Here is a 23,909-nt window from a genome sequence, read left to right on the forward strand (position 1 = left end):
GCCACGCAAGTGTATTGCCTTGGCGTTTAACTGGCCGGCACTTCTTCTTGTTCCTGCAAAGGTTCAGGTCCGCCTATGCGAGCTAGGTGATCGTGGAGGAGACGCCCGTACCGGTTGGCGGCCCGGCGCAGGCGGGTGACCTCTGGTCCATCCCCCAGTGCCCCGGCCGCCATGAGGTGGGCACCGAGCTGGAAGGCGAGATAGCAGGGAAGCATGAAGGCGAGCAGGCCCTGATCCAGCGGTTGCCCGCTCTCCTGCTGCACGATCTGGCACAGCCGTGCGGCCTCGTCCTGGGAAAAGTCCAGTTCGACGATTGCGCCTGCAACATCCCAGCTCACGTCCTGGTGGCCGACGAGATCGTGGGCCGCGCTGTGATCGAGCGCGTCCGTCTTGATCAGCCTGTCGCCTGAAACGAGCCATTCCCAGACATGGAGGCGATTGTCGGTGCAGATCCGGCGCAATTTGTGCTCGAGGATGCTCGGGTCTGCCAGGGACTGCTCCAGGTCTGCGGCCGCGGCTTCGCCGAGGGCTTGGCCGGTATTGTAGATTGCCATCTGGTGCAGTGCGTCGAGGGAGGCACCCTGATGCTGGGCTGACGGGAAATGCCGGGCGCGGAAGCCCAGATAGGCGCCGACCTGATCGACGAGGCTCTTGCGGCTGATGCGGGCCTGATCGAGGCCATCCAGCTCTTCGTGCCAGCGCTCCACGAGAAAGCCATGGCGGCAGCCAGCCGGCTCCGGCGTGAAACCCGCCTCGTGAAGCTTCTGAGCGATGCGGAATTTCTGCGCGCCGATCTCACCCAAGCCTGCAAACTTGACCAGCCATGCCGTGCCGTTCGCCCGCGCGAGGAACTTGCGCCGTTCCTGCTGGATGTTGGCCGGGGGCCACGAGCCTTCGTCCGGGTAGCGACGGGATCGCCAAGCGCCGCCCGAGATCTCTTCCAGAGATTCATCCAACGGGCCGAGGAGGCTCTCCACCCAGCTCTCGATGCGGTGGGCAGGCGATCCGCGCAGCAGGAGGTCGTCCATGGTGACGAGATGGCGCGGAGCGGAGCTCCATCGCTCGCGATGCTCGGCACTGGCCTGCGGACCGAGCCCGCCGCCGTGGCTTGGGAAGAAGTGGATCTGGTGCCTCGGGATGCCAGCTTCCTCCAGCCAGTCGGCTACCGCACCGAACGAACTTCCGGACAGTCCTGGACCCTCGTCGACGATGGCAAAGGCTTTCCGGCCATCGGATACAAGGTTTTTGGTGAGGTCTAGATCAACCTTCACTTCGCGTCCGAAGGGATGGCCAACCGGGCGCAGGGTGATGGGAGCAGGAGCGCCGAGTTCTGCCGCCACGAGGGCGCTCAGGCCCGTGCCGATGCTGCGGATGCCGATGACCTGGGTGTTGGAGCTTAAGCCTGAAGCTCTGGCGGCCTCCAGGTAGCTTTCAGGATAGAGGGCATAGAAGGCATAACCTTCCGCATGCTTGGTGCGAATGGTGCGCGACGGAGCGAACCCGTGGAGCTTCTCGGAAAAGGCAGGAGGCAGCGGTGAAAGCTGCCGGAAGCCGCTGTGCCAGGACTCACCGACGGCTCGAGCGAGGATGGAAAGGCATTCCATCCCTGCTGCATGGTCCTTGGTCCAGGCATCGAAGCCGCACTCGTGAAACTCCGCATCGATGATGCCCTGGACGAGTTCGCTTGCGCTGATGAAAGCGGTGACGAGAACTCCATGCCGCTCGATGCCAGGCGGCATGGAAAAGGTCTCTGTCAGGAGGCTCGTGATGGCGGCCTGCTTGGCTCCAACCGTCTCGACCCGCTCGATATCCCCGTAGACCAGCATCTGAGGCTGCTCGCCGGGTTTAGGCTGCGGCCTCCTGCTTCAGCGAGGCCATGTCGATCACGAAGCGGTACTTCACGTCGCTCTTGAGCATCCGCTCATAGGCCTCGTTGATCTTATGGATCGGGATGATCTCGATCTCGGCGGTGATCCCGTGCTCGGCGCAGAAGTCGAGCATTTCCTGCGTCTCCGCGATGCCGCCGATCAGCGAGCCGGCGAGCTGGCGCCGCTTCATGATCAGGTTGAACACCGTGGTGGCCGGATGCGGCTCGGCGGGCGCGCCCACGAGCACCATGGCACCATCACGGGCGAGCAGCACGAGGTAGCTGTCGAGGTCATGTGGGGCGGCGACGGTGTCGAGGATGAAGTCGAAGCTGTTGCGGTGCGCCTTCATGGCTTCCCGGTCCTTGGACACGACCACTTCGTGGGCGCCCAGCTTCAGGGCATCCTCGCGCTTGTTGGGAGAGGTGGTGAAGAGCACCACATGGGCGCCCATGGCGCGGGCGAGCTTCACCGCCATGTGGCCGAGTCCGCCAAGGCCCACGACGCCCACCTTCTGTCCGGCCTGAACGCGCCAGCGGCGCAGGGGCGAGAATGTGGTGATTCCGGCGCACAGGAGGGGCGCCGCAGCGGCTGGATCGAGACTGTCCGGCACGCGCAGGACGAAGCTCTCATCGACCACGACAGAGTCGGAATAGCCGCCATAGGTATTGGCGCCGGTCCCCTGTTCCGGACCGTTATAGGTGCCGGTGAATCCGACTTCGCAGTATTGCTCAAGACCCTCTCGGCAGGAGCGGCAGGTGCGGCAGGAATCGACCATGCAGCCGACCCCGACAATGTCGCCTGCCCTGAACTTCTGCACCCCTGAGCCGACCCGGGCGACACGGCCCACGATCTCATGGCCCGGAACGCAAGGATAAAGCGTGCCGCCCCATTCTTCCCGAACCGTGTGCAGGTCGGAATGGCAGACGCCGCAATAGAGGATGTCGATCTGAACGTCGCGCTCGCCTGGCTCCCGGCGCTCGAAGCTGAAGGGGGAAAGCGGCGTGGATGCATCCTGGGCGGCGTAGCCGAAAGCTTTGATCACAGGAAAGTTCTCCAGGTGGAGCGGACTGAAGGGGTAAGCCCGCTGGGTATTCAAGCGCTACAGACGATAGGTTTGATCGACCCGTCGTCAATGGAGGCGCGCGGAGTTTGTTCAATCTGAGGCCAAGCTTTTGCTGCATTGCAGCGGATGCGGGCTTTCCACATGGTCACGGGCAATTGAAGTGCCGATGACTGGCTTCCTCACCGGTTCTTCCCACATCTTGATAAGGGCTTGCGCCTGCTTGAGGAAAATTCGCTCCATGGCACTGCGGGCGGCAATGCGGCACATCGAAATAGGCTGCTGGTGAGAAACTTTAACTTGCCGTTGCGCCCGCAATCCGCGACGCTGTTCGTCAGGGCGGGCGAAATTCCAAGTCGCACAGACGGACCCGAGATAAGCCCGATCTGTCGCGACCTGAACATCAGCCGCCACAACGAAAGGGTTATGCCGCACCATTTGGCCGCATCATAGTATCGCATGGTCTGGGCAACCTTAGCGGTGCACAATCGTTGTCTCTGAGAGGGATTGGATTTCGGTGGCGCCATGCTTCATTCCGACGACCTGTTCTCGAGTTTCCTGAAGGCCTATGAGACCCGCCGCGAGGCGGAGATGTCCCTGGCGGAATACCTGGAAGGGTGCCGCACCGATCCCATGATGTATGCAAGCGCTCCAGAGCGCATCCTGGCGGCCATCGGCGAGCCTCAGCTCGTCGATACCTCGAAGGATGCGCGGCTCGGCCGCATCTTCATGAACCGCACCATCCGGGTTTATCCGGCCTTTTCCGAATTCTACGGCATGGAAGAGACGATCGAGATGATCGTAAGCTTCTTCCGACATGCGGCCCAGGGACTGGAGGAGCGCAAGCAGATCCTCTACCTGCTCGGGCCTGTCGGCGGCGGCAAGTCCTCCCTGGCCGAGCGTCTGAAAGCCCTGATGGAGGTGAATCCCATCTACGTTCTCAAGGCCGGCGATGAGATCAGTCCGGTTTTCGAGAGCCCGCTTGCGCTGTTCGATCCGGAGCAGATGGGAGACGCCCTGGAGGAGCGCTACGGCATCCCCCGGCGGCGTCTGACGAACCTGCTCAGCCCCTGGGCGATCAAGCGTCTCGACGAATTTAAGGGCGACATTTCCAAGTTCCGGGTGGTCAAGATCAACCCTTCCCGGATGCGGCAGATCGGTGTCGCCAAGACGGAGCCGGGCGACGAGAACAACCAGGACATCTCGTCCCTGGTCGGCAAGGTCGACATCCGCAAGCTCGAGACGCTGTCCCAGAACGACCCCGACGCCTACAGCTATTCCGGCGGCCTTAACCGGGCGAACCAGGGTATCCTGGAATTCGTCGAGATGTTCAAGGCGCCGATCAAGATGCTCCACCCCCTGCTCACGGCCACGCAGGAAGGGAACTATGTCGGCACGGAGAATATCGGCTCCATCCCGTTCACGGGCATCATCCTGGCCCACTCCAATGAGGCGGAATGGCAGACCTTCCGCACCAACAAGAACAACGAGGCGTTCATCGACCGCATCTACGTGATCAAGGTGCCTTATTGCCTGCGGGTCACGGAGGAGCAGAAGATCTACGAGAAGCTGATCCGCGGCTCCGAGCTGTCAGGCGCCCCCTGCGCGCCGGCCACTCTGGAGATGCTGGCCCGGTTCTCGGTCCTGTCGCGCCTGCGGGCGCACGAGAACTCCAACTTCTATTCGAAGATGCGGGTCTATGACGGCGAGAGCCTGCGCGAGGTCGATCCGCGCGCGCGCAGCCTGCAGGAATACAAGGACTCGGCGGGCGTCGACGAAGGCATGGACGGAATCTCGACCCGCTTCGCCTTCAAGGTTCTGTCCGCGACCTTCAACCACGACACGATCGAGGTTGCGGCCGATCCGGTGCACCTCATGTACGTGCTCGAACAGTCGCTCCGGCGTGAGCAACTGCCGCAGGACGTGGAGAGGCGCTATCTGGAGTTCATTAAAGCGGAGCTTGCCCCGCGATACGCCGACTTCATTGGCCATGAGATCCAGAAGGCCTATCTCGAGTCCTACCACGATTACGGCCAGAACCTCTTCGACCGCTACGTGGCCTACGCGGATGCATGGATCGAGGATCAGGATTTCAAGGATCCCGATACCGGCCAGCTTCTCAACCGGGAGCTCCTGAACCAAGAGCTGACCAAGATCGAGAAGCCGGCAGGCATCGCCAACCCTAAGGACTTCCGCAACGAGGTGGTGAAGTTCTCGCTGCGCGCACGGGCCGGCAATAACGGCCGAAACCCGTCCTGGACGAGCTATGAGAAGATCCGCGACGTGATCGAGCGCCGGATGTTTTCCCAGGTGGAGGAACTCCTGCCTGTGATCAGCTTCGGCTCCAAGAAGGATGGCGAGACCGAGAAGAAGCACGGAGAGTTCGTGCAGCGGATGATGGAGCGTGGCTACACCGAGCGCCAGGTCCGGCGTCTCGTGGAGTGGTACATGCGGGTGAAGCAGGCGGGCTGACAGAAAGCGGAGGCAGATCAGGCGTTCCTATGTACATCATCGACCGGCGCCTCAACCCAGGAGGCAAGAGTCTGGCGAACCGCCAACGCTTCCTTCGTCGCGCGAAAGCGCAGATTCAGAGGGCGGTGCGTCAGACCGCAGGAGACCGGGACATCACCGATCTCGAACGGGGAGGGGAAGTCACGATCCCAGCCGATGGTGTTCGCGAGCCCAGCTTCAGACGTTCGGGCGAGGGGGGCGTGCACGATCACATCCTGCCCGGCAACAAGCGCTTCGTCGAAGGCGATACCATCGACAGGCCCCCAGGCGGCGGTGGCGGCAGCTCCACCGGTGGCGATAATGGCGAGGGTGAGGACGATTTCCGCTTCGCCCTGACCCGCGACGAATTCCTCGATCTCTTTCTCGATGACCTCGAACTCCCGGATCTCGCCAAGCGGCGGGTCGCCACGGTCGAAACACAAGGCATGCGGCGGGCCGGCTATACGGTCACGGGCTCCCCGGTGAACCTGGCCCTGCTGCGCTCCATGCGGAATGCCCTGTCGCGCCGCATCGCCATGCGGCGTCCCAAGCCTGAGGAATTGCTGCGCCTCCAGGAGGAGATCGAATGCCTTGAGAAGCAGGAGGGTCCGTCCGATCAGCTTACTGCGCTGCGACAGGAACTCGAGCAACTGAAGCTGCGCACCAAGCGCTTTCCTTATATCGACCCGCTCGATCTGCGCTATCGCCGCTTCGAGCCGGTTTCGCGGCCGGTCGCGCAGGCGGTGATGTTCTGCCTGATGGACGTCTCGGGCTCCATGACGGAGCACATGAAGGATCTCGCCAAACGGTTCTACATGCTGCTCTACATCTTCCTGACGCGCCGCTACAAGCACGTGGAGATCGTCTTCATCCGCCACACGCACGAGGCGAAGGAGGTGGACGAGGAGACCTTCTTCAACAGCCCTGAGACGGGCGGTACGGTGGTGTCGTCGGCGTTACGCGAGATGCAGCGGATCGTGGAGGAGCGCTACTCTCCCGACAGCTGGAACATCTACGCGGCTCAAGCCTCGGACGGCGACAACTCCCCCAACGACGGCAGCACCAGCGCAGCCCTCCTCAGGGACGTGATCCTTCCCGTCTGCCAGTATTACGCCTACCTGGAGGTCGGCAGCGACAGCGACCGGATGCAGACCGGCTTCATCAACCACAAGACGTCCCTGTGGCAGACCTACGAGACGCTGCAGGAGCAGGGTGCCAACCTCGCCATGCGCAAGGTGAACCACAGGCGCGAGATCTATCCCGTCTTCCGCGAACTCTTCCGCCGGCGCGACGCAGAGGCAGGAGCCAGGGTGCCATGAGCCTGATGGAGCACGATCATCTTCTGTTCCAAGGCGCTGACTGGGACTTCGGCCTCATTCAGCGCATCCACGACGCCATCGAGACGATCGGCGTCGGCGAAATGGGGCTCGACGTCTACCCCAACCAGATCGAGGTCATCACCGCCGAGCAGATGCTCGATGCCTATGCCTCGATCGGTATGCCCCTGTTCTACAAGCACTGGTCCTTCGGCAAGCGCTTCGCCCTTCATGAGGCGAGCTACCGCCAGGGATTCATGGGACTGGCCTACGAGATCGTCATCAATTCGAACCCGTGCATCTCCTACATCATGGAGGAGAACTCGGCGACGATGCAGACGCTCGTGATCGCCCACGCGGCCTTCGGGCATAACCACTTCTTCAAGAACAACTATCTCTTCCGGGAATGGACCGACGCCGACGGAATCCTGGATTATCTCGAATTCGCGAAAGGCTACATCACCCGTTGCGAGGAGCGGTACGGCCATGCTGCGGTGGAGCGGGTGCTCGACGCGGCCCATGCGCTGATGTCCCACGGCGTCCACCGCTATCCGCGCAAGAAACGCCCCGATCTGCGCTCCGAAGAGCGGCGGGAGAAGGAGCGGCATCTCCATCTGGAGCAGACCTTCAACGACCTCTGGCGCACGGTGCCCACGAAGGGAGCGGCCGCAAAGCCGCAGCTGAGCGATGAGCGCCGCCGTGCCCTCCTGGAACTCCCGCAGGAAAATCTCCTGTACTTCCTCGAGAAGTCCGCCCCGCGCCTTCAGCCCTGGCAGCGCGAGATCCTGCGCATCGTCCGCCAGATCGCGCAGTATTTCTACCCGCAGCGGCAGACCAAGGTGATGAACGAAGGCTGCGCCACCTACTGCCACTACCGCATCATGACCCGACTGCACGAGACGGGGCAGATCAGCGATGGCTCCTTCCTGGAGTTCCTGCAGTCCCACACGAACGTCACACGCCAGCCGGAATACGACGATCCACATTACGGCGGCATCAATCCCTATGCCCTCGGTTTCGGCATGATGCAGGACATCGAGCGCATCTGCATCAAGCCCACGGCGGAGGACCGGGAGTGGTTCCCAGAGATCGCCGGCCGCGGCGATGCCATGGCGGTCCTGCGCGATGTGTGGGCCAACTACCGGGACGAGAGCTTCATCTCGCAGTACCTGAGCCCGCACCTGATGCGTCAATGGCGCATGTTCCATCTCGTGGATGACCCCGACCAGCCCGAACTCAGGATCGAGGCCATCCATGACGAGCGGGGCTATCGCCGGCTGCGGCGCTCCCTGTCGCGCCACTATGATGTCGGCTGGAGCGATCCCGACATTCAGGTGATCGATGTCGACCTTGCCGGCGACCGGCGCCTGATCCTTCACCATCATGTCCTGAACCGAACCCTCCTCCACAAGGACGATGCGCAGAGGGTCTTGCAGATGGTGGCCAATCTCTGGGGCTATGCGGTCGTGCTCAAGGAGGTCGAGCCCGCCACCGGCGCGATCTTCCAGGAGCACGTGGCTCATCCGCACGAAACTCTCTTCTGACGTGCGGAAAACCGGGGCCACTTTTCCGCACGAAGCGCTCGTTTGACGCAAAAAAGCCAGGGACTCGGAGGATCATAGGTTCCCCTGGGCTCGGCCCGGATCGCGGGTCGGCTCCCTTGCAGGAGAATACCTATGGAACACAAGCCTGTAGAGAAGCTGCGTAGCGTCGCTGAGGTGCATGAGTTCAACCAAGGTTTCCTGTCCCGCCGCGAACGCCTCGAACGCTGGGCCGAGGTGCTGGAGCGCCAGCCGAAGCGGCGCCTGAGGTCTCTGGGAGAGATCGAGTTCGTCCCGAAAGACAAGCGACCGCAATTGCGGTCTGACGAGTCGCCGATCACGGTCGCCTTCGAGGATCCGATCCTGCGCGCCGCAGGCTTGAAGGGCGATACGCTCGGAGACGCCATGGAGTTCTTCGAACTGTCCGAGGGAGCCTCTCACCGCCTACTCTGCTCCTGCATGAACGGCTGGAGCATGGAGGCCGGGAGCACCGCCCGAAAAGTTCATCGTATCGCGAACCCCGATCATCGGTTCACGTTATTGACGGCAGCCGGGTTGCTGACCGCGGCACCCGCTGTGCTCTATATGCTGAGCTGAGGAAATGCTGCAGCGTCGAGCCCTCCCGGAACGAGAGGGCTCGATGGCTGGGTTAATGTGGGGCAACGGGAATGACCAACGAGCCGGCGCGTCGGATCGGATTGCCATGGTACAGTCGTGAGGATTACCAGCGCATCCGCGAGATAATGGCCGACCGGCACAACCTGGCGCCCACCTACGAGAGCTGGCTTGCGGCCGCCGAAAATAATGAGGCCGTCGGCAGACAGGCCGGTCTTCACGTCAGCCGCATCCTGATCGAGCCTGAAGCTTTCGCCCGCTGGTGCGCGGAGAAGAACGTGGAGCCCGACAGCGCAGCACGCAGGGATTACGTCGCCCAGAAGAACTCCGAAAACGCTCCTTGATAGCGGCCATAAAGCCAAGCCTTGAAGTCTCCTCCCCGGTTCCTAATTGCTCGGGCATCACAGTGGAGGGCCAGACTTGCTGAACGAGAGCGGCACGAGCAGCGATATTTCCACACTTTCGCATAAGAGCGATCAAGCCGGAGCGGCTCAGGCCATGCGGGCGGCTATCCTGACAGGACCTGGTCAGATCGAGGTGCGCCGAGTGGCACGCCCGGAGCCCGGCCCCGGTCAGGTCCGCCTGCGCCTGGAGGGTTGTGGCGTCTGCGCCTCGAATCTGACCCCCTGGGCCGGCCCGGAATGGATGCAGTACCCCACCGAACCGGGTGGGCTTGGACACGAAGCCTGGGGCTTCGTGGATGCCCTCGGCGAGGGTGTCGACGGTCTGTCGGTCGGTGATCGCGTCTCGGCGCTCTCCTACAAGTCCTATGCCGAGTACGATCTCGCCGATGCAGAGGCAGTGGTGCCGCTGCCGAAGGCGCTTGAAGGGCAGCCGTTTCCTGGCGAGCCGCTCGGCTGCGCCATGAACATCTTCCGCCGCAGCGAAATCGAAGCCGGGCAGACTGTTGCCATCATCGGCATCGGCTTCCTCGGCGCCATCCTGACGAAGCTTGCAACCGACGCCGGTGCCCGCGTGATCGCGATCTCGCGCCGGCCCTTCTCGCTCGACCTCGCCCGCCGCATGGGCGCGGCCGAGACGATCCCGATGGACGATCACAACGGGATCATTGAGAAGGTGAAGGAGCTGACGGCCGGCACGTTCTGTGATCGCGTGATCGAGGCTGTCGGCAAGCAATGGCCGCTGGATCTTGCCGGAGAACTCACCCGCGAGCGCGGCAAGCTGATCGTCGCCGGATACCATCAGGACGGTCCCCGGCAGGTGAATATGTGGCTGTGGAACTGGCGTGGCATCGATGTGATCAACGCCCATGAGCGCGACCCGAAGATCTACATGCAGGGTCTTCGCGAGGCGGTGGATGCCATTGCATCGGGCAGACTCGATCCGAGTTTCCTCTATACTCATACTTATCCCCTGGACCGGCTGGACGAGGCGCTCGACGCCACGCGTGACCGGCCGGATGGATTTCTCAAAGCTCTGGTAACCTACTGATGGCGCAGCAGGCTCTTCAAAAGGAACAGTCCGAAACCTCTCTTGCCCGCCCCCGCCTCGGCTTTCTCGGGGTCGGCTGGATCGGCCGGCACCGCATGCAGGCGATCCTCGGCACAGGAGCGGTTGACGTGGCTGCCATCGCCGATCCGTCGCCGGAGATGGCCTCGGAGGCCGGCAAGCTGGCGCCGGATGCAAAGCTGGTCTCGACGCTCGACGAGATCCTCGATGCCGGCGTCGACGGTGTGGTGATCGCAACGCCCAGCGCCATGCACGCGGAGCAGTCGATCCGCGCATTGGAGCGCGGTGTTGCGGTGTTCTGCCAGAAGCCGCTCGGCCGCACGACCACGGAGGTGCAGGCGGTGGTCGATGCCGCCCGCAAGGCCGACCGGCTGCTCTGCGTCGATCTCTCCTACCGCTTCACGGAAGGCATGCAACGCATTCGCGAGATCATCGACTCGGGAGAGCTGGGGCACATCTATGCCGTGGACCTGGTGTTCCACAACGCCTATGGCCCTGACAAGCCGTGGTTCTACGATCCGGCTCTCTCCGGCGGCGGCTGCGTGATGGATCTCGGCGTCCACCTCGTGGATCTCGCCCTGTGGAGCCTGAACAACCCCGCCATTGCCAGCGTCACGGGCAAGCTCTTCGCGGGCGGTGCGCCCCTCAAGGATACGGCCAATCAGGTCGAGGACTACGCGGTTGCAACCGTGGAACTGGAAACCGGCGCCGTGGTGCAGCTCGCCTGCTCCTGGCGGTTGCAGGCCGGATGCGAGGCTGTGATTTCTGCCACCTTCTACGGTACTCAGGGCGGCGTGTCGCTGCGCAACGTGAACGGCTCCTTCTACGATTTCACCGCGGAGCGTTATCATGGCACGTCCCGCGAGGCGTTGACGACACCTCCCGACGAATGGGGCGGACGCGCGGCGGCCGACTGGGCCTCACGGTTGGCGGCGGGCGAGCGGTTCGATCCCGCGGCGGAGCACTTGGTGGATGTGGCCCGTGTGCTGGACAGAATTTACGGACGATAGGGATCGGCTTCCAAAGGGCTGACATTGAAAGAGGCGGCTGAACCGAGTTCAGCCGCCTCTTTGTTGAAAGGTTCGATAGTCGGACTCAGAGCACTTCCAGAACCTTGCCGGCTGGCGCCGACTGATTGGCAGGCGCATAGCGCCGGACCATGGTGGCACAGAACTCGGCGAACTCCTCCTTCACCTGCGGGGCGCTGGTGTGGTGGGGCGCGATTCCGCGATGCTCGGGCGTGAAGCAGAAGGTCACCGTCACGTCGAAATCGGCGAGCGCTTCCATCTGGCGGTCGAACCAATCCATCGCATTGGGACGGAAGCTGTCGGCCCAGGACAGCCCTGTGCGCAGATACTTCACGCCCAGGCGCTTCATCCACATCACCGCATCGTCGAGACGATGATCCTCGAAGTGGAACCACTGACACAGGCCCATCTGGGATGCGTACTTCGCATATTCCTCGAGAGAGGGCTTCGGCGTGCCGTCCTCGCGCAGCAGGCCCATGTAGAAGTGGCGGTAATAGGAGGATCCTTCCGCCTCCCGGTGTCGCGTCGTGGCCTCCCAGGCGCGGGGCAGGTCGTAGAGGCTGTACCAGTGGATCTTCGGCACCTTGCCGATGAGAAGCTCCGCGGTTCTGTTCAGGCCCCAGACCTGCACTTCCTCGGCTCCAAAGGTCGAGATGCCGACTTCGCTCACCCAGATAGGCTTGTCCGTCACGGCCCGGATCTCATCGATCTTCGCCGGCCAGTCATGAATCTGCCACAGGTTCCAGTCGAGCGGAAATCCGTGGACGGCTACGATGTCGAGATGATCGAGGGCGCCATGCTCCTCCAGCTTCCTGATGAAACCTGGATCGATGGGCGAGATGCCACCCAGCACGCGGGGCAGGTTGGGGTTCTCGGCCTTGATGGCCTGACCGGCGGCAATCACCATGTCGGAGAAGAGCTTCCAATCCGGATCGATCTCAGGATCCCAGTGGGACTTGTTGTTCGGCTCGTTCCAGATCATTGCGGCTTCGATCATGCGGTTCTCCCTTGGGCCGGGTAGACGGCGCCCGCACCGGGCGGGGCATCGACACGGCGGCAGATGTAAACTTCGGTTTCGGGATGCTGGACGATCTCGAACCCGGCACTGCGGAGCATGGCTTCCACGCAAGCCGAATTCGGCGCCCACCAGTTAGTCGGATCATCGGCATAGCGATGTTCGATGAAGTGCATCTTCGGGTAGCGCGGATCGTCGAAATGGTCCGTCTGCCAGAAGGTGTAGTTCTCATCGACCGGCATGGCCTCCGATGAGCCGCGCTGCATCGACTGGAACACGAGGAGGTCCTTGGCAACGTGTTCGTGGATAAGATCAAGAGCGAGTAGCGGGTGGCGCAGGTGATAGAGGACGCCCATGAAGAGCACCACGTCGAACGTCTCTCCAAGCTGCCCGAGGTCGTAGACCGAAAGCTTTCGGAACTCGATGTCGCAGCCCATGGTCTGAGCGGCAAAACGGGCCTGTGCAAGATAGGCGTCGTCGAAATCGACACCCAGCACGCGCTCCGCTCCGCGCTTCTTCATCTCCATGGAGTAGAAGCCGCCGTTGCAGCCGATGTCGAGCACGCTCTTGCCGGTAAGGTCCTGCGGGATCGCCTCAGAAAATTGCTGCCACTTCACGGCAGGGTAGTTGCCGAGGAAATGGTCAGGCGCGGTCCAGACGCCGCCTTTCAGCTCGATATTATGAAACCAGGGGCCAAGCGCTTCGGCTTTGCGGCGGATTTCTTCCGGTGGCATTGGATCGATTGCGTTCATCGTGGAGTCTACTCCCTGTTCAAATCATGGAGGCCACGCGGCAGCCGGCCGGCAGGCCAGCCCAGGGCCACCCGCGCGCCTGTGACATTCTCCTGCTGGGCCGCCTCGCTGAGCAAGCCGATGGCGGAGCGATAGCCGTGGAGCGTCCCGACATCGACGTAGGACGCACCGGCCTTGACCCCGATGGCCTCGCCACCTTGAGCCAGATAGGCATTCACCAGGGTGCCGAAATATTCATCCTCGCGATTGCGCGAGAGCCAGAGCTGGCGCAGCGCCTGGAGGACGTGACCCGGCATCTTGAAGGCACCCCAGATCCAACGGGAGGACGCATCCTCCCGCTTCACCTGAATCTCCTGCACGTGCATCGTCTCGTCCAAGACGACGGCGTCGAAGACCTGCGGGTTGTCGACCGGAAAAAGCAGGAACGAGAGGGTTCCTTCCGGAAGCTCCGCGAGTGCCGTCTCGGGAAACCAGACCGTATCCGGCAAGCCGACGATCACACTCTCATCGGCCGGGATCAGAGGGGCCGCCTGGAAGATGGCGTCGCACAACCCACTCGCCTTGGGCTGAACCACATAGGCGATGGAGGCGGTCCCGTAGCTCGCGCCGTAATATTCCATGATATCGGACTTACCGGGCGAGATCACGAAGCAGATCTTGTCGGCGCCGCCATGGATCATGCGCTCGACGAGGTACTCGCTGACCGCGCAGGGACGCTCAACGCCGTCGTCGAGGCGGCTGCCCACCGGGAGAAGTTCCTTCGAGAAAGCCAGCGGCTGAATGCGACTGCCGATCCCTGCTGCAGGTATGATCCCCCACATGGTCAGGCCTCCATCATGGCGGCCGAGCCGCCGGTCGAGGATGAGGGGGAACTGGCGCTCTCCAGCAGGATCTCAAGCTCGCGAGCTCGATGCTCCGAGGTGTGCTCAGCGAGCACCCGCTCGCGGCCCGCCCTGGCGATGCGTTCCAACTCTGCGTCCGTGAGATCGAGAGCGCTGACGGCATCTTCACGCGTATCCGCGATTAGGATCTCCTGACCGGGCTCGAAGAAGCTGTCGAGGCCTTCCCAGTTATCGGACAGGATGGGCGCGCCGCAGGCAGCCGCCTCGAACAGACGCCCTGAGGGGCACCAGCCCATATCGGCCATGGCCTGCCGGGTGATGTTGAGCGTCAGGCGCGAGGACGAGAAGAAGGCAGGGTGTTCGGATGGTGGCAGATGCCGGACGAAAGAGATGTTGGGCTGCCAGGGGAAGTCGGCAGGATACTGCGCGCCCCCGATCAGGAAGTGATGGTTCGGACGCAAGCCCGCAGGATCGATGAACAGGCGCTGCAGGGCGGCCTGACGATCAGCCGCATAGGTGCCGAGATAGGAGAGGTCCGACCTATAGTGGTCTGCCGGCTGCACCGGGTGGTGCACATCGGGATCTACATGACCGTAAAGCGGCGCAACACGGCGGGCTCCGAGCTCCGACTGAAGCCTGGCGAGAGCGCGGCCGCCCGTGTAGCTGAGCGCCAGATCGAAGTCGCGCAGGCCTCGCGGGCCGATATAGGTGATGGGCTCCCCTGCCTCCAAGCGCGAGAAGGTGACCGGCGTGTCGAGATCGTAGAACACATGGAGCGGGCGCGGCGCATCGAGCAGGAGCTCGCTGGCCGCGATACCGTCCGGGCAATAGGAGGTCGCCATGGCCACATCCGCATCGATCAGCTCGGCCTCGGCGCGCTGCCGGATGTCGCCCCAATCCTGGTAGAAGACCAGATCTCCGCCCGGAATCTCGAAGAGATCCCGGTTGGCCGCATAATAGGGCGCATCCTTCTCAAAAAAGACGACCCTGTGTCCGCGCCTCGCAAGGGCACGGATGAGACCTCGCCAGAGCGTCGCGTGGCCATTGCCCCAGGATGAGGAAACCGTGAGGCCGAAAATGACGATCTTCATGCGGCCACCACTTCGTTCAAACGCAGCACTTTGGAGCCCCAGTCGCCGACCGCGAGGGTGCTGATGGAGGCAGGCTCGATGTCGAAACGCCCATAGGCATCGACCGGCAGGCCGAGATGGTAGAGCAGGGCGGCCTTGATCACGTCGCTGTGGCTGACGAGAATGACGGTACGATCCGAATAGCGGTGGCGCAGCTGCTCAAGGGCGCCCACGATGCGCGCCTGTGCTTCGAGCATTGTCTCCCCATAGGGTGGGCGGCTGTTGCTGCGGGCATTGTTCCATGCCGCCCAGCGGGGATCCTGCGCCAGTGCTTCGAAGCTCGTGCCGGACCAAGCTCCGAAGTCGATCTCAGCAATGTCCTCGGATACTTCAAGCGACTGTCCGAGACGGGCCGCAATAGGCTCGGAAGTCTCCACAGCCCGCTCGAGAGGACTTGTGTGAATTGCGGCCACGTTCTCATTGGCAAAGCGATCCGCCAAGCGTTCAGCCTGAGCCTTCCCCAGTGCGCCGAGATGCACGCCCGGCATGCGGCCGCACAAAATCGTCCCGACACGGTCATGGGCTGCATGGCGCACAAGATGGAACGTGGTGGTCACGCCTTGGCGTCCCTATTCTTCATCGCCGTTGATGAATTGAATGGTTCTCTCGCGGGCTTCATTGTCGGTGAACTGCTGCGGCGGCGACTTCATGAAATAGCTGGAGGGGCCGGTCAGTGCGCCGCCGATCTTGCGATCCATGGCGAGCTTCGCACAGCGCACAGCGTCGATGACGATCCCGGCGGAATTCGGCGAGTCCCAGACTTCCAGCTTCACCTCCATGTTCAGCGGTACGCCGCCGAACGTGGTGCCTTCCAGGCGGATATAGGCCCACTTCCGGTCCGTGAGCCACGGCACGTGGTCGCTTGGTCCCACATGGATATCGCCCGCGGGCAGGGGGATGTCGAGTTGGCTTGATACAGCCTGAGTCTTGGAGATTTTCTTGGATTCGAGGCGCTCCCGTTCCAGCATGTTCTGGAAATCGGTGTTGCCGCCGAAGTTGAGCTGGTAGGTTCGGTCAAGCCGCACCCCGCGCTCACGGAAGAGATTGGCCAGCACGCGATGGACGATGGTGGCGCCGACCTGGCTCTTGATGTCGTCACCCACGATGGGCAGGCCGCGCTCCTCGAAGCGCTTGCGCCATTCCGGGTTGGAGGCGATGAACACCGGAATGCAGTTGACGAAGGCGCAGCCCGCCTCCAGCGCCCGCTCGGCATACCATTCCGTTGCTTTCTGGGACCCAACAGGCAGATATGAGACCAGGACATCGGTCTTGGACTGGCGCAGGATCTCCGTCACGTCGGCTTCTTCCTGGCCCGATTCCTCAATCTCCTCGCGCAGGTACTTGCCGAGCCCGTCGAGGGTCTTGCCACGATGAACGATGATCCCGCTCTCGGGAACGGCCGCGAAGCGCTGCGTGTTGTTGGGCTCGGCGAAGATCGCCTCCGAGACGTCGCGACCAACCTTCGAGGCGCTGATGTCGAAAGCTGATGAGACCTCCACATCGCTGATATGATATCCGCCGATGTCCACATTCATCAGCCCCGGCACAGGCTCGTTGCCTTTGGCGTCCTTGTAATAGGAAAGGCCCTGCACGAAGGACGAGGCACAGTTGCCGACGCCCACGATCCCGACGCGGACCTTTCCCGTACTCATGGTCGAATCTCCCTTGTGCATTCGAACGATTGCCTGCACTCTCGCGGTGCGCCCAAAGGCGGCGGCAGGCAAATACCGGGCAGCATTGTCCCAAGCTTGGCCGTCAACGTTCGAGAAAGGTATGTAGTTCCCTCTCTCGATTCCTGGCTTGGGTCTCTTGTCTTAGCGCGGCAGCGCCCAAACTACTCAGCAGGTGCAGGAACAAAGATGAAGCTTCGGCGTTTCCAGTGGGAAAGGCCAAGCTTGCGAGGGGAGTGCGCGGCGTGACCGGCGCCTGATGGCTCCGCCAACGCCCATTCCTGCCTGGAAATGGCGGAGGTCTCGCGTCGCTTTTCCAGTCGGGGAGCAGGATACCTCCCGCTCTGCTCATTGGCCTGCTGAATCGACAACAGATCCGGAGTCATCTCGTGACGGATACCATCCTCATTACCGGCGGTGCGGGTTTCATCGGACGCTATGTTGCTCGCGCCTGCCTGGAGCGCGGCCACCGGGTTCGCGTGCTCGACAGCCTTATCGAGCAGGTCCACGGCGACAAGACGCAGGCCGACGGGCTCGATCCCGAGGTTGAGGTGGTTGTCGGCGATGTGCGTGACGAGACGGCCGTCCTGAGGGCCTTGAAGGGAGCCACCAAGGTGGTTCACCTCGCGGCTGAGGTCGGTGTCGGTCAGAGCATGTACGCCGTCGACCGTTATGTCTCCGTGAACGATTACGGCACGGCGGTGCTGTTCCAGCAACTCATCGACAACCCGGTCAAGCGGGTGGTCGTCGCCTCGTCCATGAGCATCTATGGCGAGGGCCTCTACAAGGATGCGGAAGGACGGATCCGTGAGGATGTCGTGCGCACGCCGCGGGCGAGCGAGAGTGATCCTTGGGATCCTCTCGACGAGCAGGGGCGTCCCCTCATTCCGGTGCCGACGCCGGAATGGAAGAAGCCGGCATTAGCTTCCGTCTATGCCCTGTCGAAATATGTTCAGGAGCGGCTCACGCTGACCCTCTGCCCTGCTTACGGCATGGAGGGTGTCGCACTCAGGCTCTGGAACGCCTATGGTCCCGGGCAGGCCCTGTCCAATCCTTATACCGGCGTTCTCGCAATCTTTGCCTCGCGGCTCCACAACGGTCAGCCGCCGATGATCTTCGAGGATGGCCAGCAGCGTCGCGACTTCGTTCATGTCGAGGACGTGGCGCAGGCCTTCGTGCTGGCCCTCGAGCACGAGAAGGCGCCGGGCGGCGTCTACAATGTCGGCAGCGGCCAGGATCGCAGCGTTTCCGAAGTGGCAGAGCTGCTGTCCCAGGCCATGAACCGTCCCATGGCGCCCGAGATCGCCGGCAAGGCACGCATCGGCGATATCCGCCACTGCATTGCCGACATCACGAAGATCCAGCAGGAATTGGGCTACAACCCGAAGAAGGATTTCTCGGAAGGTCTGGCCGAACTCGCCGAGTGGGTCGCCAAGCAGGAAGCCAAGGATCTCGTGCAGGAAGCTCGTAAGGAGCTTGAGGCGAGAGGCTTGGTGGCATGAAGACAACCGACGCACCTGCCGGTGCCCCTGCCGTCGTTCGCCGGAGGCCTGTTCTGGTCACCGGCGGCGCGGGCTTCATCGGCTCCAATCTCGCTGACCGCTTCGCAAGCGAGGGTCATGACGTTCTGGTCTATGACGCCCTGGCGCGCCCGGGCGTCGACCGCAATCTGGAGTGGCTGAAGAAGCGGCATCCAAACAAGATCTCGGCTGTCGTTGGGGACATTCGCGACGAGACCGCCGTAGCCGATGCTGCGGGTGATGCCCAGGCCGTGTTCCACATGGCGGCACAGGTCGCCGTCACGACGAGCCTCGTCGATCCGCGCGAGGATTTCGAGATCAATATCCGCGGCACGTTGAACCTGCTCGATGCGCTCCGGCAGCGCGACGAGCGGGTGCCGCTGATCTTCGCCTCCACCAACAAGGTCTATGGCGATCTTGCGGATGTGGAGCTCGAAAGGACGAACGACGCCTACAAACCCAGCGATCCCGCAATCCGGGATGCGGGGATCGGCGAGACACGGCCCCTCGATTTCCACACGCCCTACGGCTGCTCCAAGGGAGCGGCCGATCAGTATGTTCTGGACTACGCCCGCTCCTTCGACATTCCCACCTGCGTGATGCGGATGAGCTGCATCTATGGCCAGCGGCAGATGGGGACCGAGGACCAGGGCTGGGTGGCTCACTTCCTGATCCGCGCTCTCGAAGGCGAGCCGATTACAATTTACGGCGATGGCTGCCAGGTCCGCGACGTGCTCAACATATCCGATGCGGTCGATGCCTATGCGGCCGCGTGGAAGCGGATCGACGTGGTCCAGGGCCGGGCCTTCAATCTCGGTGGAGGTCCGACGAATGCCATCAGCCTGCGCCAGCTCATCACCCACATCGAGGATGTGATCGGCCGCCCGGTCGAGACCATCTATTCCGACTGGCGGGCCGGCGATCAGCGCTACTACGTCTCCGACACCCGTCTCGTGACGCGGGAACTCGGCCTGAAGCAGCCGATCTCATGGCTCAAGGGCGTCGCTGCCCTGGCGAGCTGGCTCCAGGCGGAGAGAGGACACGCGCCGTTGCAGTCGGCTCCCCGTCTGCAGACCGCCGAGGCTCTGTCATGAATGCAGGCCTTGGGCTTTGGTTGCGTATTGTCGAGAACTGCAATGACCACGGCTGACGCCGCAAAAGGCCTGCATGTGCTTATGACGGCCGATGCCGTCGGCGGGGTTTGGCAATATGCCCTCGACCTTGCCGGCGGTCTGCGGACGCACGGTGTCAGAACGACCATTGCGGTGCTGGGTCCGGTACCCTCGACGGATCAGCAGGCCTTGGCCGAAGCGATTGGTGCGGATCTTGTCTTGACAGGCCTGCCGCTCGATTGGACCGCATCTCACCAGGACGAAGTGAAGGAGGCAAGCCGATCCATTGCGCGCCTCGCAGCGCAGATCCGGCCGGATCTCGTTCATCTCAATGCGGCGGCGCTGGCAGCCGATGGGCGATTTGACGTTCCGGTTGTGGCAGCATGCCATTCCTGCGTTGCCACTTGGTGGCAAGCGGTCAAAGGTGGGGCGCTGCCGGAGGATTTCATCTGGCGCACTAAGCTCGTCCAGCGGGGCTATGCCGCTGCAAGCAAACTTCTCGCGCCCACTCTTGCATTCGCAGATGCAACAGCGGAGGCCTATGTTCTCACGCAGCCTCCTGCCGTTGTGAGAAACGGAAGGCGCGCTCTGCAGGGTGAGGCGAATGCTCACTCCGACGTTCTCGCTTTCACCGCGGGGCGTCTCTGGGACGAGGGGAAGAATTTTGCCGCCATCGATCGCATGGCTGCGCGGCTGTCGATACCGGTTCTCGCCGCAGGCCCGCTAGAGGGACCGAACGGCGCTCGAATCGAGGCCCATCATGCCAAGCCTCTCGGCCGCTTGAGCGACGAGGATGTCGCCCGGCATCTCGGTCAGCAGCCGATCTTTGTGTCGACCGCGCTCTATGAACCCTTCGGCCTCGCCGTGCTGGAGGCAGCCCAGGCCGGGTGCGCTCTTGTCCTCTCCGACATCCCGACGTTCCGGGAGCTGTGGGAGGGCGCGGCCCTGTTCGTGGATCCACGAGATGCGAATGAGGCTGCCGATGCAGTCGAGCGCCTGGCGCAGGACCCGGAGGCACGAGCCGTTCTCGGACGTGCAGCCAGAAGAAGGTCCGCGGCATATACCGTCGAGGCCATGAGTGGAGGTGTTCTGACGGCCTATCAATCCGTGCTCGCCGGCACATCCCGTCAATCCTCCCTTGAGGGCGCCGCCGCATGAAGTTCGTCTATTTCACGCATTCCCTTGCCTCCTGCTGGAATCACGGCAACGCGCATTTCCTACGCGGCGTGCTGCGCGATCTCGTTCACCGCGGGCATGAGGTGCTGGCCTATGAGCCCAGGGGCGCCTGGAGTCTCGAGAACCTGCTGAAGGATCATGGCGGGGCGGGGCTTGACGCTTACCACAGTCTTTATCCCGAACTGTCATCGACCGTCTTCGATCCTGATCTCGATCTCGCAGAGACGCTCGCCGATGCCGATGTGGTGATCGTCCACGAATGGAATGATCCTTGGCTTGTTGCCGCTATTGGCAAGGTGCGCAGACAAGGCGGCCGCTTCACGCTCCTCTTCCATGACACGCACCACCGGGCCGTAAGTGATCCCAATGCCATCCGCCAGTTCGATCTCGACGGATATGATGGCGTCCTCGCCTTCGGTGAAACTCTTGCGGAGGTTTATCGACGCTGGGGCTGGGGAGAACGAGTTTACGTCTGGCACGAAGCTGCCGACACACGCCTGTTCCATCCTCCTGCTCAAGAAGGAGAGCGGGAGGGCCTCGTCTGGATCGGCAACTGGGGCGATGATGAACGAAGTGCCGAGTTGGAGAGCTTCCTCTTCCGCCCGGCACAGACCGTTGGCTTGCCACTGGACATCTATGGAGTTCGGTATCCCGAGCACGCGCTCCAAACGCTTGCCCGCTATGGGGTGACCTATCGCGGCTGGCTGCCTAATGCTCGTGCGCCGGAGATCTTTGCGCGGCATCTGGCAACGGTGCATGTGCCGCGCCGCTTCTATGTCGATATGCTGCCGGGCATCCCCACCATCCGTGTGTTCGAAGCCTTGGCTTGCGGCATCCCGCTGATCTCTGCCCCCTGGAGCGACTCGGAAGACCTGTTCAATCCGGGAACGGATTATCTGGTGGCACGAGATGAAGCCGAGATGGAGCGCCATCTTAACGCCGTTCGCAACGATGCCGACCTGCGCCGCTCACTGGTCGAGAATGGCCTCAACGCCATTCGCAGCCGCCATTCCTGCGCCCACCGGGCCGAACAGCTTCTTGCCATCCTCGCTACTCACGGCGCCGGAGCGCCGATGGAGATGCCCGTATGAAAATCGCCTTTTATGGCTCAAGCCTCCTCTCCTCCTACTGGAACGGCGCCGCCACCTATTATCGCGGTCTGCTGAGCGATCTCGCCCGCCGCGGCTACAGCATCACCTTCTACGAGCCGGATGCCTTCGATCGCCAGAAGCATCGCGACATCGAGCCGCCGGAATGGGCCGAGGTGAGGGTCTATCCGGCCACCGAGGAAGCCATGCGCGGCGTGGTGGCCGAAGCCGCGAAAGCCGACGTGGTGGTGAAGGCTTCCGGGGTCGGCGTGTTCGACAACGAACTTCTCGAAGGCATCGTGGCGGCATCGCGCCCTGACGCCATCCGCATCTTCTGGGACGTGGATGCCCCGGCAACCCTCGCCGAGCTGCGGGAAAGCCCGGACCATCCGCTCCACCGCACCATGCCGGCGCTGGATCTGGTGCTCACCTATGGCGGAGGCCCGCCGGTGATCGCGGCCTATGAGGGGTTTGGCGCCCGCCGCTGCATCCCGGTCTACAATGCCTGTGATCCGTCGACTCACCATCCGGTGCCGGCGGACGAGCGTTTCAAGGCGGATCTATCATTCCTCGGCAATCGACTGCCTGACCGCGAAGCCCGTGTGGAACAGTTCTTCCTGGAGCCCGCCGCTCGCCTCCCGAGCCGCAGCTTCCTCATCGGCGGCAATGGCTGGGAAACCAAAGGCATACCGTCGAACGTGCGCCATATCGGTCATGTCTATACCCGTGATCACAACGCCTTCAACACGAGCCCGCTGGCAGTTCTCAACATCGCCCGGGACTCGATGGCCACGACCGGATACTCGCCCGCGACCCGCGTCTTCGAAGCCGCCGGTGCCGGCGCGTGCCTCATCACGGATGCCTGGGTCGGCCTTGAGCTCTTCCTGAAGGAGGGCGAGGAGGTGCTCGTGGCCCGCGACGGCAAGGATGTGGCCGATCATGTCGAGGCGCTGACTCCGGAGCGCGCCCGTGCCATCGGCGACGCCGCCCGGGCACGGATCATGGCCGAGCACACCTATACCCGCCGCGGCGCAGAGGTGGACACGATCCTGCGCGAGGAGGCATCCCTGAAGCGTGAAAGGAGCGTGGCGTGAGCAAGCTTCGCGTCGTCGTTCTGGGCTTGAGCCTGTCCTCGTCGTGGGGCAACGGTCATGCGACGACGTTCCGCGCGTTGCTGAAAGCCTTTGCAGCACGGGGACACGACATCCTGTTCCTCGAACGGGACGTGCCCTGGTATGCTTCCCATCGCGATCTGCACGATCCCGAGTTCTGCCGTCTTGAATTCTATTCTAGCTTGGACGATCTCGGGCGCTACCGCGACGTGGTTGCAGGTGCGGATGCGGTCATCGTCGGTTCCTACGTGCCCGAAGGCGTCGCCGTCGGGCAGTGGGTGCAGCAGACGGCGCAGGGCGTGGTGGCGTTCTACGACATCGATACGCCGGTGACGCTCGCGAAGCTGGAACGGGGCGATCACGAATATCTCACGCCCGCTCTCATCCGGGATTACGACGTCTACTTTTCGTTCACCGGTGGCCCGACCCTCGACTACCTGATGGAGCATTACGGATCGCCGGCGGCGCGGGCGCTCTATTGCTCGGTCGACCCGAAGGCATATCCTGCGCTCGACCGCGAGAAGCGGTGGGATCTCAGCTATCTCGGAACCTATAGTCCCGACCGGCAGCCGACTCTCGAGCGGTTGCTGATTGAGCCCGCGCGGCGTGCGCCGCATCTGCGCTTCGTGGTAGCCGGGCCGCAATACCCCGCCGACATAGACTGGCCATCCAATGTGGAGCGCATCGATCACGTCCCTCCGGGGGACCATCCCGCTTTCTACGCCCAGAGCCGGTACACGCTCAACGTGACCCGGGCCGACATGATCCGCGCCGGCTACAGCCCGAGCGTTCGGCTCTTCGAGGCAGCCGCCTGCGGAACGCCGATCATTTCCGATATTTGGGATGGCATCGAGACTTTGCTCAAGCCGGGGCGGGACATCGTCCTCGCCAAGACGTCAGACAATGTCCTCGATGTGCTGGGGACATGGACCGAGACCCAGCGAAAAGCCCTGGGTGCTTCGGCGCAGGCACGGATCCTGGCCGAGCATACGGCGGCGCACCGTGCCGCTTCCATGGAACGGGATCTCATGGAGGCCATGGATCGCCCGCGCAGGGATTCTTCCCTCGCCCTGGAGGTCGGAGCCTGACTTTGTGAATAGATTC

General features: G+C 62.9%; 22 protein-coding genes. 13 read left to right on the forward strand and 9 right to left on the reverse strand.

Translation table 11 applies throughout. The features are described 5' to 3' along the window. Positions 1-26: 26 nt before the first annotated feature. The 3 genes from MA07_RS25380 to MA07_RS25390 all read right to left on the reverse strand — a co-directional run bounded on the left by MA07_RS25380 (position 27) and on the right by MA07_RS25390 (position 3,366). Positions 27-1,826 (reverse strand): hypothetical protein, encoded by a 1,800-nt coding sequence (locus MA07_RS25380; RefSeq protein ID WP_052003522.1) that lies wholly within the window; start codon positions 1,824-1,826, stop codon positions 27-29. 19 nt (positions 1,827-1,845) lie between these two features. After that, positions 1,846-2,910, reverse strand: coding sequence for an NAD(P)-dependent alcohol dehydrogenase (locus MA07_RS25385; RefSeq protein ID WP_036358735.1), 1,065 nt, complete (start codon positions 2,908-2,910; stop codon positions 1,846-1,848). A 111-nt stretch (positions 2,911-3,021) separates the two neighbouring features. Further along, positions 3,022-3,366, reverse strand: a complete 345-nt coding sequence (locus MA07_RS25390; protein ID WP_036358737.1) for a hypothetical protein — start codon at positions 3,364-3,366, stop codon at positions 3,022-3,024. 87 nt (positions 3,367-3,453) lie between these two features. On the opposite strand from MA07_RS25390, the gene MA07_RS25395 reads away from it, so the two are divergent. The 7 genes from MA07_RS25395 (at position 3,454) to MA07_RS25425 (ending at position 11,370) form a co-directional block, all read left to right on the forward strand. Next, positions 3,454-5,400, forward strand: coding sequence for a PrkA family serine protein kinase (locus MA07_RS25395; RefSeq protein WP_036359196.1), 1,947 nt, complete (start codon positions 3,454-3,456; stop codon positions 5,398-5,400). A gap of 29 nt (positions 5,401-5,429) precedes the next feature. After that, the gene (locus MA07_RS25400) at positions 5,430-6,737 is read left to right on the forward strand and encodes a YeaH/YhbH family protein (protein WP_036358738.1); all 1,308 of its coding nucleotides are present in this window, start codon (positions 5,430-5,432) and stop codon (positions 6,735-6,737) included. Next, a complete protein-coding gene (locus MA07_RS25405) occupies positions 6,734-8,278 on the forward strand; it encodes a SpoVR family protein (protein ID WP_036358741.1) in 1,545 nt (514 codons plus the stop codon). Before MA07_RS25400 ends, MA07_RS25405 begins: the two co-directional genes overlap by 4 nt. Positions 8,279-8,410: 132 nt before the next feature. Further along, a complete protein-coding gene (locus MA07_RS25410; RefSeq protein WP_036358743.1) occupies positions 8,411-8,872 on the forward strand; it encodes a hypothetical protein in 462 nt (153 codons plus the stop codon). 71 nt (positions 8,873-8,943) lie between these two features. Further along, entirely contained in the window at positions 8,944-9,234 is a 291-nt protein-coding gene (locus MA07_RS25415) for a hypothetical protein (RefSeq protein ID WP_036358745.1), read from the forward strand. A gap of 154 nt (positions 9,235-9,388) precedes the next feature. After that, on the forward strand, positions 9,389-10,342 hold the full coding sequence (locus tag MA07_RS25420; protein ID WP_036359199.1) for a zinc-binding dehydrogenase: 954 nt from the start codon (positions 9,389-9,391) through the stop codon (positions 10,340-10,342). Then, complete coding sequence (locus tag MA07_RS25425) at positions 10,342-11,370, forward strand: Gfo/Idh/MocA family oxidoreductase (RefSeq protein ID WP_036358747.1); 1,029 nt, start codon at positions 10,342-10,344, stop codon at positions 11,368-11,370. Before MA07_RS25420 ends, MA07_RS25425 begins: the two co-directional genes overlap by 1 nt. An 85-nt stretch (positions 11,371-11,455) precedes the next feature. On the opposite strand, the gene MA07_RS25430 is transcribed toward MA07_RS25425, so the two are convergent. From MA07_RS25430 to MA07_RS25455, 6 genes are read right to left on the reverse strand one after another with little or no spacing between them, the layout of a single operon-like run. After that, complete coding sequence (locus MA07_RS25430) at positions 11,456-12,385, reverse strand: beta-xylosidase (RefSeq protein ID WP_036358748.1); 930 nt, start codon at positions 12,383-12,385, stop codon at positions 11,456-11,458. After that, positions 12,382-13,155 (reverse strand): TIGR04290 family methyltransferase, encoded by a 774-nt coding sequence (locus tag MA07_RS25435; protein ID WP_036358750.1) that lies wholly within the window; start codon positions 13,153-13,155, stop codon positions 12,382-12,384. Before MA07_RS25435 ends, MA07_RS25430 begins: the two co-directional genes overlap by 4 nt. Before the next feature lie 8 nt (positions 13,156-13,163). After that, on the reverse strand, positions 13,164-13,976 hold the full coding sequence (locus MA07_RS25440) for a nucleotidyltransferase family protein (protein ID WP_036358752.1): 813 nt from the start codon (positions 13,974-13,976) through the stop codon (positions 13,164-13,166). A 2-nt stretch (positions 13,977-13,978) separates the two neighbouring features. Beyond that, on the reverse strand, positions 13,979-15,088 hold the full coding sequence (locus MA07_RS25445) for a glycosyltransferase (protein WP_036358754.1): 1,110 nt from the start codon (positions 15,086-15,088) through the stop codon (positions 13,979-13,981). After that, complete coding sequence (locus MA07_RS25450; protein ID WP_036358756.1) at positions 15,085-15,684, reverse strand: histidine phosphatase family protein; 600 nt, start codon at positions 15,682-15,684, stop codon at positions 15,085-15,087. The genes MA07_RS25445 and MA07_RS25450 overlap by 4 nt, the downstream gene beginning before the upstream one ends. Positions 15,685-15,696: 12 nt before the next feature. Continuing rightward, positions 15,697-16,779 (reverse strand): inositol-3-phosphate synthase, encoded by a 1,083-nt coding sequence (locus MA07_RS25455; protein ID WP_036359202.1) that lies wholly within the window; start codon positions 16,777-16,779, stop codon positions 15,697-15,699. Between the two features lie 407 nt (positions 16,780-17,186). Between MA07_RS25455 and MA07_RS25460 the strand changes: the two genes are divergently transcribed. From MA07_RS25460 to MA07_RS25485, 6 genes are read left to right on the forward strand one after another with little or no spacing between them, the layout of a single operon-like run. Then, positions 17,187-18,299, forward strand: coding sequence for an SDR family NAD(P)-dependent oxidoreductase (locus tag MA07_RS25460; RefSeq protein ID WP_081929165.1), 1,113 nt, complete (start codon positions 17,187-17,189; stop codon positions 18,297-18,299). Then, the gene (locus tag MA07_RS25465; protein ID WP_052003524.1) at positions 18,296-19,411 is read left to right on the forward strand and encodes an SDR family NAD(P)-dependent oxidoreductase; all 1,116 of its coding nucleotides are present in this window, start codon (positions 18,296-18,298) and stop codon (positions 19,409-19,411) included. The genes MA07_RS25460 and MA07_RS25465 overlap by 4 nt, the downstream gene beginning before the upstream one ends. 42 nt (positions 19,412-19,453) lie before the next feature. Further along, the gene (locus tag MA07_RS25470) at positions 19,454-20,587 is read left to right on the forward strand and encodes a glycosyltransferase family 4 protein (RefSeq protein ID WP_036358759.1); all 1,134 of its coding nucleotides are present in this window, start codon (positions 19,454-19,456) and stop codon (positions 20,585-20,587) included. Continuing rightward, positions 20,584-21,696, forward strand: a complete 1,113-nt coding sequence (locus MA07_RS25475; protein WP_036358762.1) for a glycosyltransferase — start codon at positions 20,584-20,586, stop codon at positions 21,694-21,696. Before MA07_RS25470 ends, MA07_RS25475 begins: the two co-directional genes overlap by 4 nt. Then, positions 21,693-22,787 carry a glycosyltransferase gene (locus tag MA07_RS25480; RefSeq protein WP_036358764.1) on the forward strand — a complete coding sequence of 365 codons (1,095 nt, stop codon included), beginning with the start codon at positions 21,693-21,695 and terminating at the stop codon, positions 22,785-22,787. Before MA07_RS25475 ends, MA07_RS25480 begins: the two co-directional genes overlap by 4 nt. After that, positions 22,784-23,893: a glycosyltransferase gene (locus MA07_RS25485; protein WP_036358767.1), complete on the forward strand. Its 1,110-nt coding sequence runs from the start codon at positions 22,784-22,786 to the stop codon at positions 23,891-23,893. The genes MA07_RS25480 and MA07_RS25485 overlap by 4 nt, the downstream gene beginning before the upstream one ends. Positions 23,894-23,909 lie beyond the last annotated feature (16 nt).

Source organism: Microvirga sp. BSC39 (assembly GCF_000739015.1).
Lineage (GTDB): Bacteria > Pseudomonadota > Alphaproteobacteria > Rhizobiales > Beijerinckiaceae > Microvirga.

Coding starts and splice junctions, on each gene's coding strand:
- MA07_RS25430 (WP_036358748.1), bottom strand. CDS start 12,385: ATGATCGAAGCCGCAATGATCTGGAACGAGCCGAACAACAAGTCCCAC.
- MA07_RS25465 (WP_052003524.1), top strand. CDS start 18,296: ATGAAGACAACCGACGCACCTGCCGGTGCCCCTGCCGTCGTTCGCCGG.
- MA07_RS25415 (WP_036358745.1), top strand. CDS start 8,944: ATGACCAACGAGCCGGCGCGTCGGATCGGATTGCCATGGTACAGTCGT.
- MA07_RS25380 (WP_052003522.1), bottom strand. CDS start 1,826: ATGCTGGTCTACGGGGATATCGAGCGGGTCGAGACGGTTGGAGCCAAG.
- MA07_RS25390 (WP_036358737.1), bottom strand. CDS start 3,366: ATGGTGCGGCATAACCCTTTCGTTGTGGCGGCTGATGTTCAGGTCGCG.
- MA07_RS25445 (WP_036358754.1), bottom strand. CDS start 15,088: ATGAAGATCGTCATTTTCGGCCTCACGGTTTCCTCATCCTGGGGCAAT.
- MA07_RS25475 (WP_036358762.1), top strand. CDS start 20,584: ATGAAGTTCGTCTATTTCACGCATTCCCTTGCCTCCTGCTGGAATCAC.
- MA07_RS25440 (WP_036358752.1), bottom strand. CDS start 13,976: ATGTGGGGGATCATACCTGCAGCAGGGATCGGCAGTCGCATTCAGCCG.
- MA07_RS25395 (WP_036359196.1), top strand. CDS start 3,454: ATGCTTCATTCCGACGACCTGTTCTCGAGTTTCCTGAAGGCCTATGAG.
- MA07_RS25480 (WP_036358764.1), top strand. CDS start 21,693: ATGAAAATCGCCTTTTATGGCTCAAGCCTCCTCTCCTCCTACTGGAAC.
- MA07_RS25400 (WP_036358738.1), top strand. CDS start 5,430: ATGTACATCATCGACCGGCGCCTCAACCCAGGAGGCAAGAGTCTGGCG.
- MA07_RS25425 (WP_036358747.1), top strand. CDS start 10,342: ATGGCGCAGCAGGCTCTTCAAAAGGAACAGTCCGAAACCTCTCTTGCC.
- MA07_RS25470 (WP_036358759.1), top strand. CDS start 19,454: ATGACCACGGCTGACGCCGCAAAAGGCCTGCATGTGCTTATGACGGCC.
- MA07_RS25405 (WP_036358741.1), top strand. CDS start 6,734: ATGAGCCTGATGGAGCACGATCATCTTCTGTTCCAAGGCGCTGACTGG.
- MA07_RS25410 (WP_036358743.1), top strand. CDS start 8,411: ATGGAACACAAGCCTGTAGAGAAGCTGCGTAGCGTCGCTGAGGTGCAT.
- MA07_RS25420 (WP_036359199.1), top strand. CDS start 9,389: ATGCGGGCGGCTATCCTGACAGGACCTGGTCAGATCGAGGTGCGCCGA.
- MA07_RS25435 (WP_036358750.1), bottom strand. CDS start 13,155: ATGAACGCAATCGATCCAATGCCACCGGAAGAAATCCGCCGCAAAGCC.
- MA07_RS25455 (WP_036359202.1), bottom strand. CDS start 16,779: ATGAGTACGGGAAAGGTCCGCGTCGGGATCGTGGGCGTCGGCAACTGT.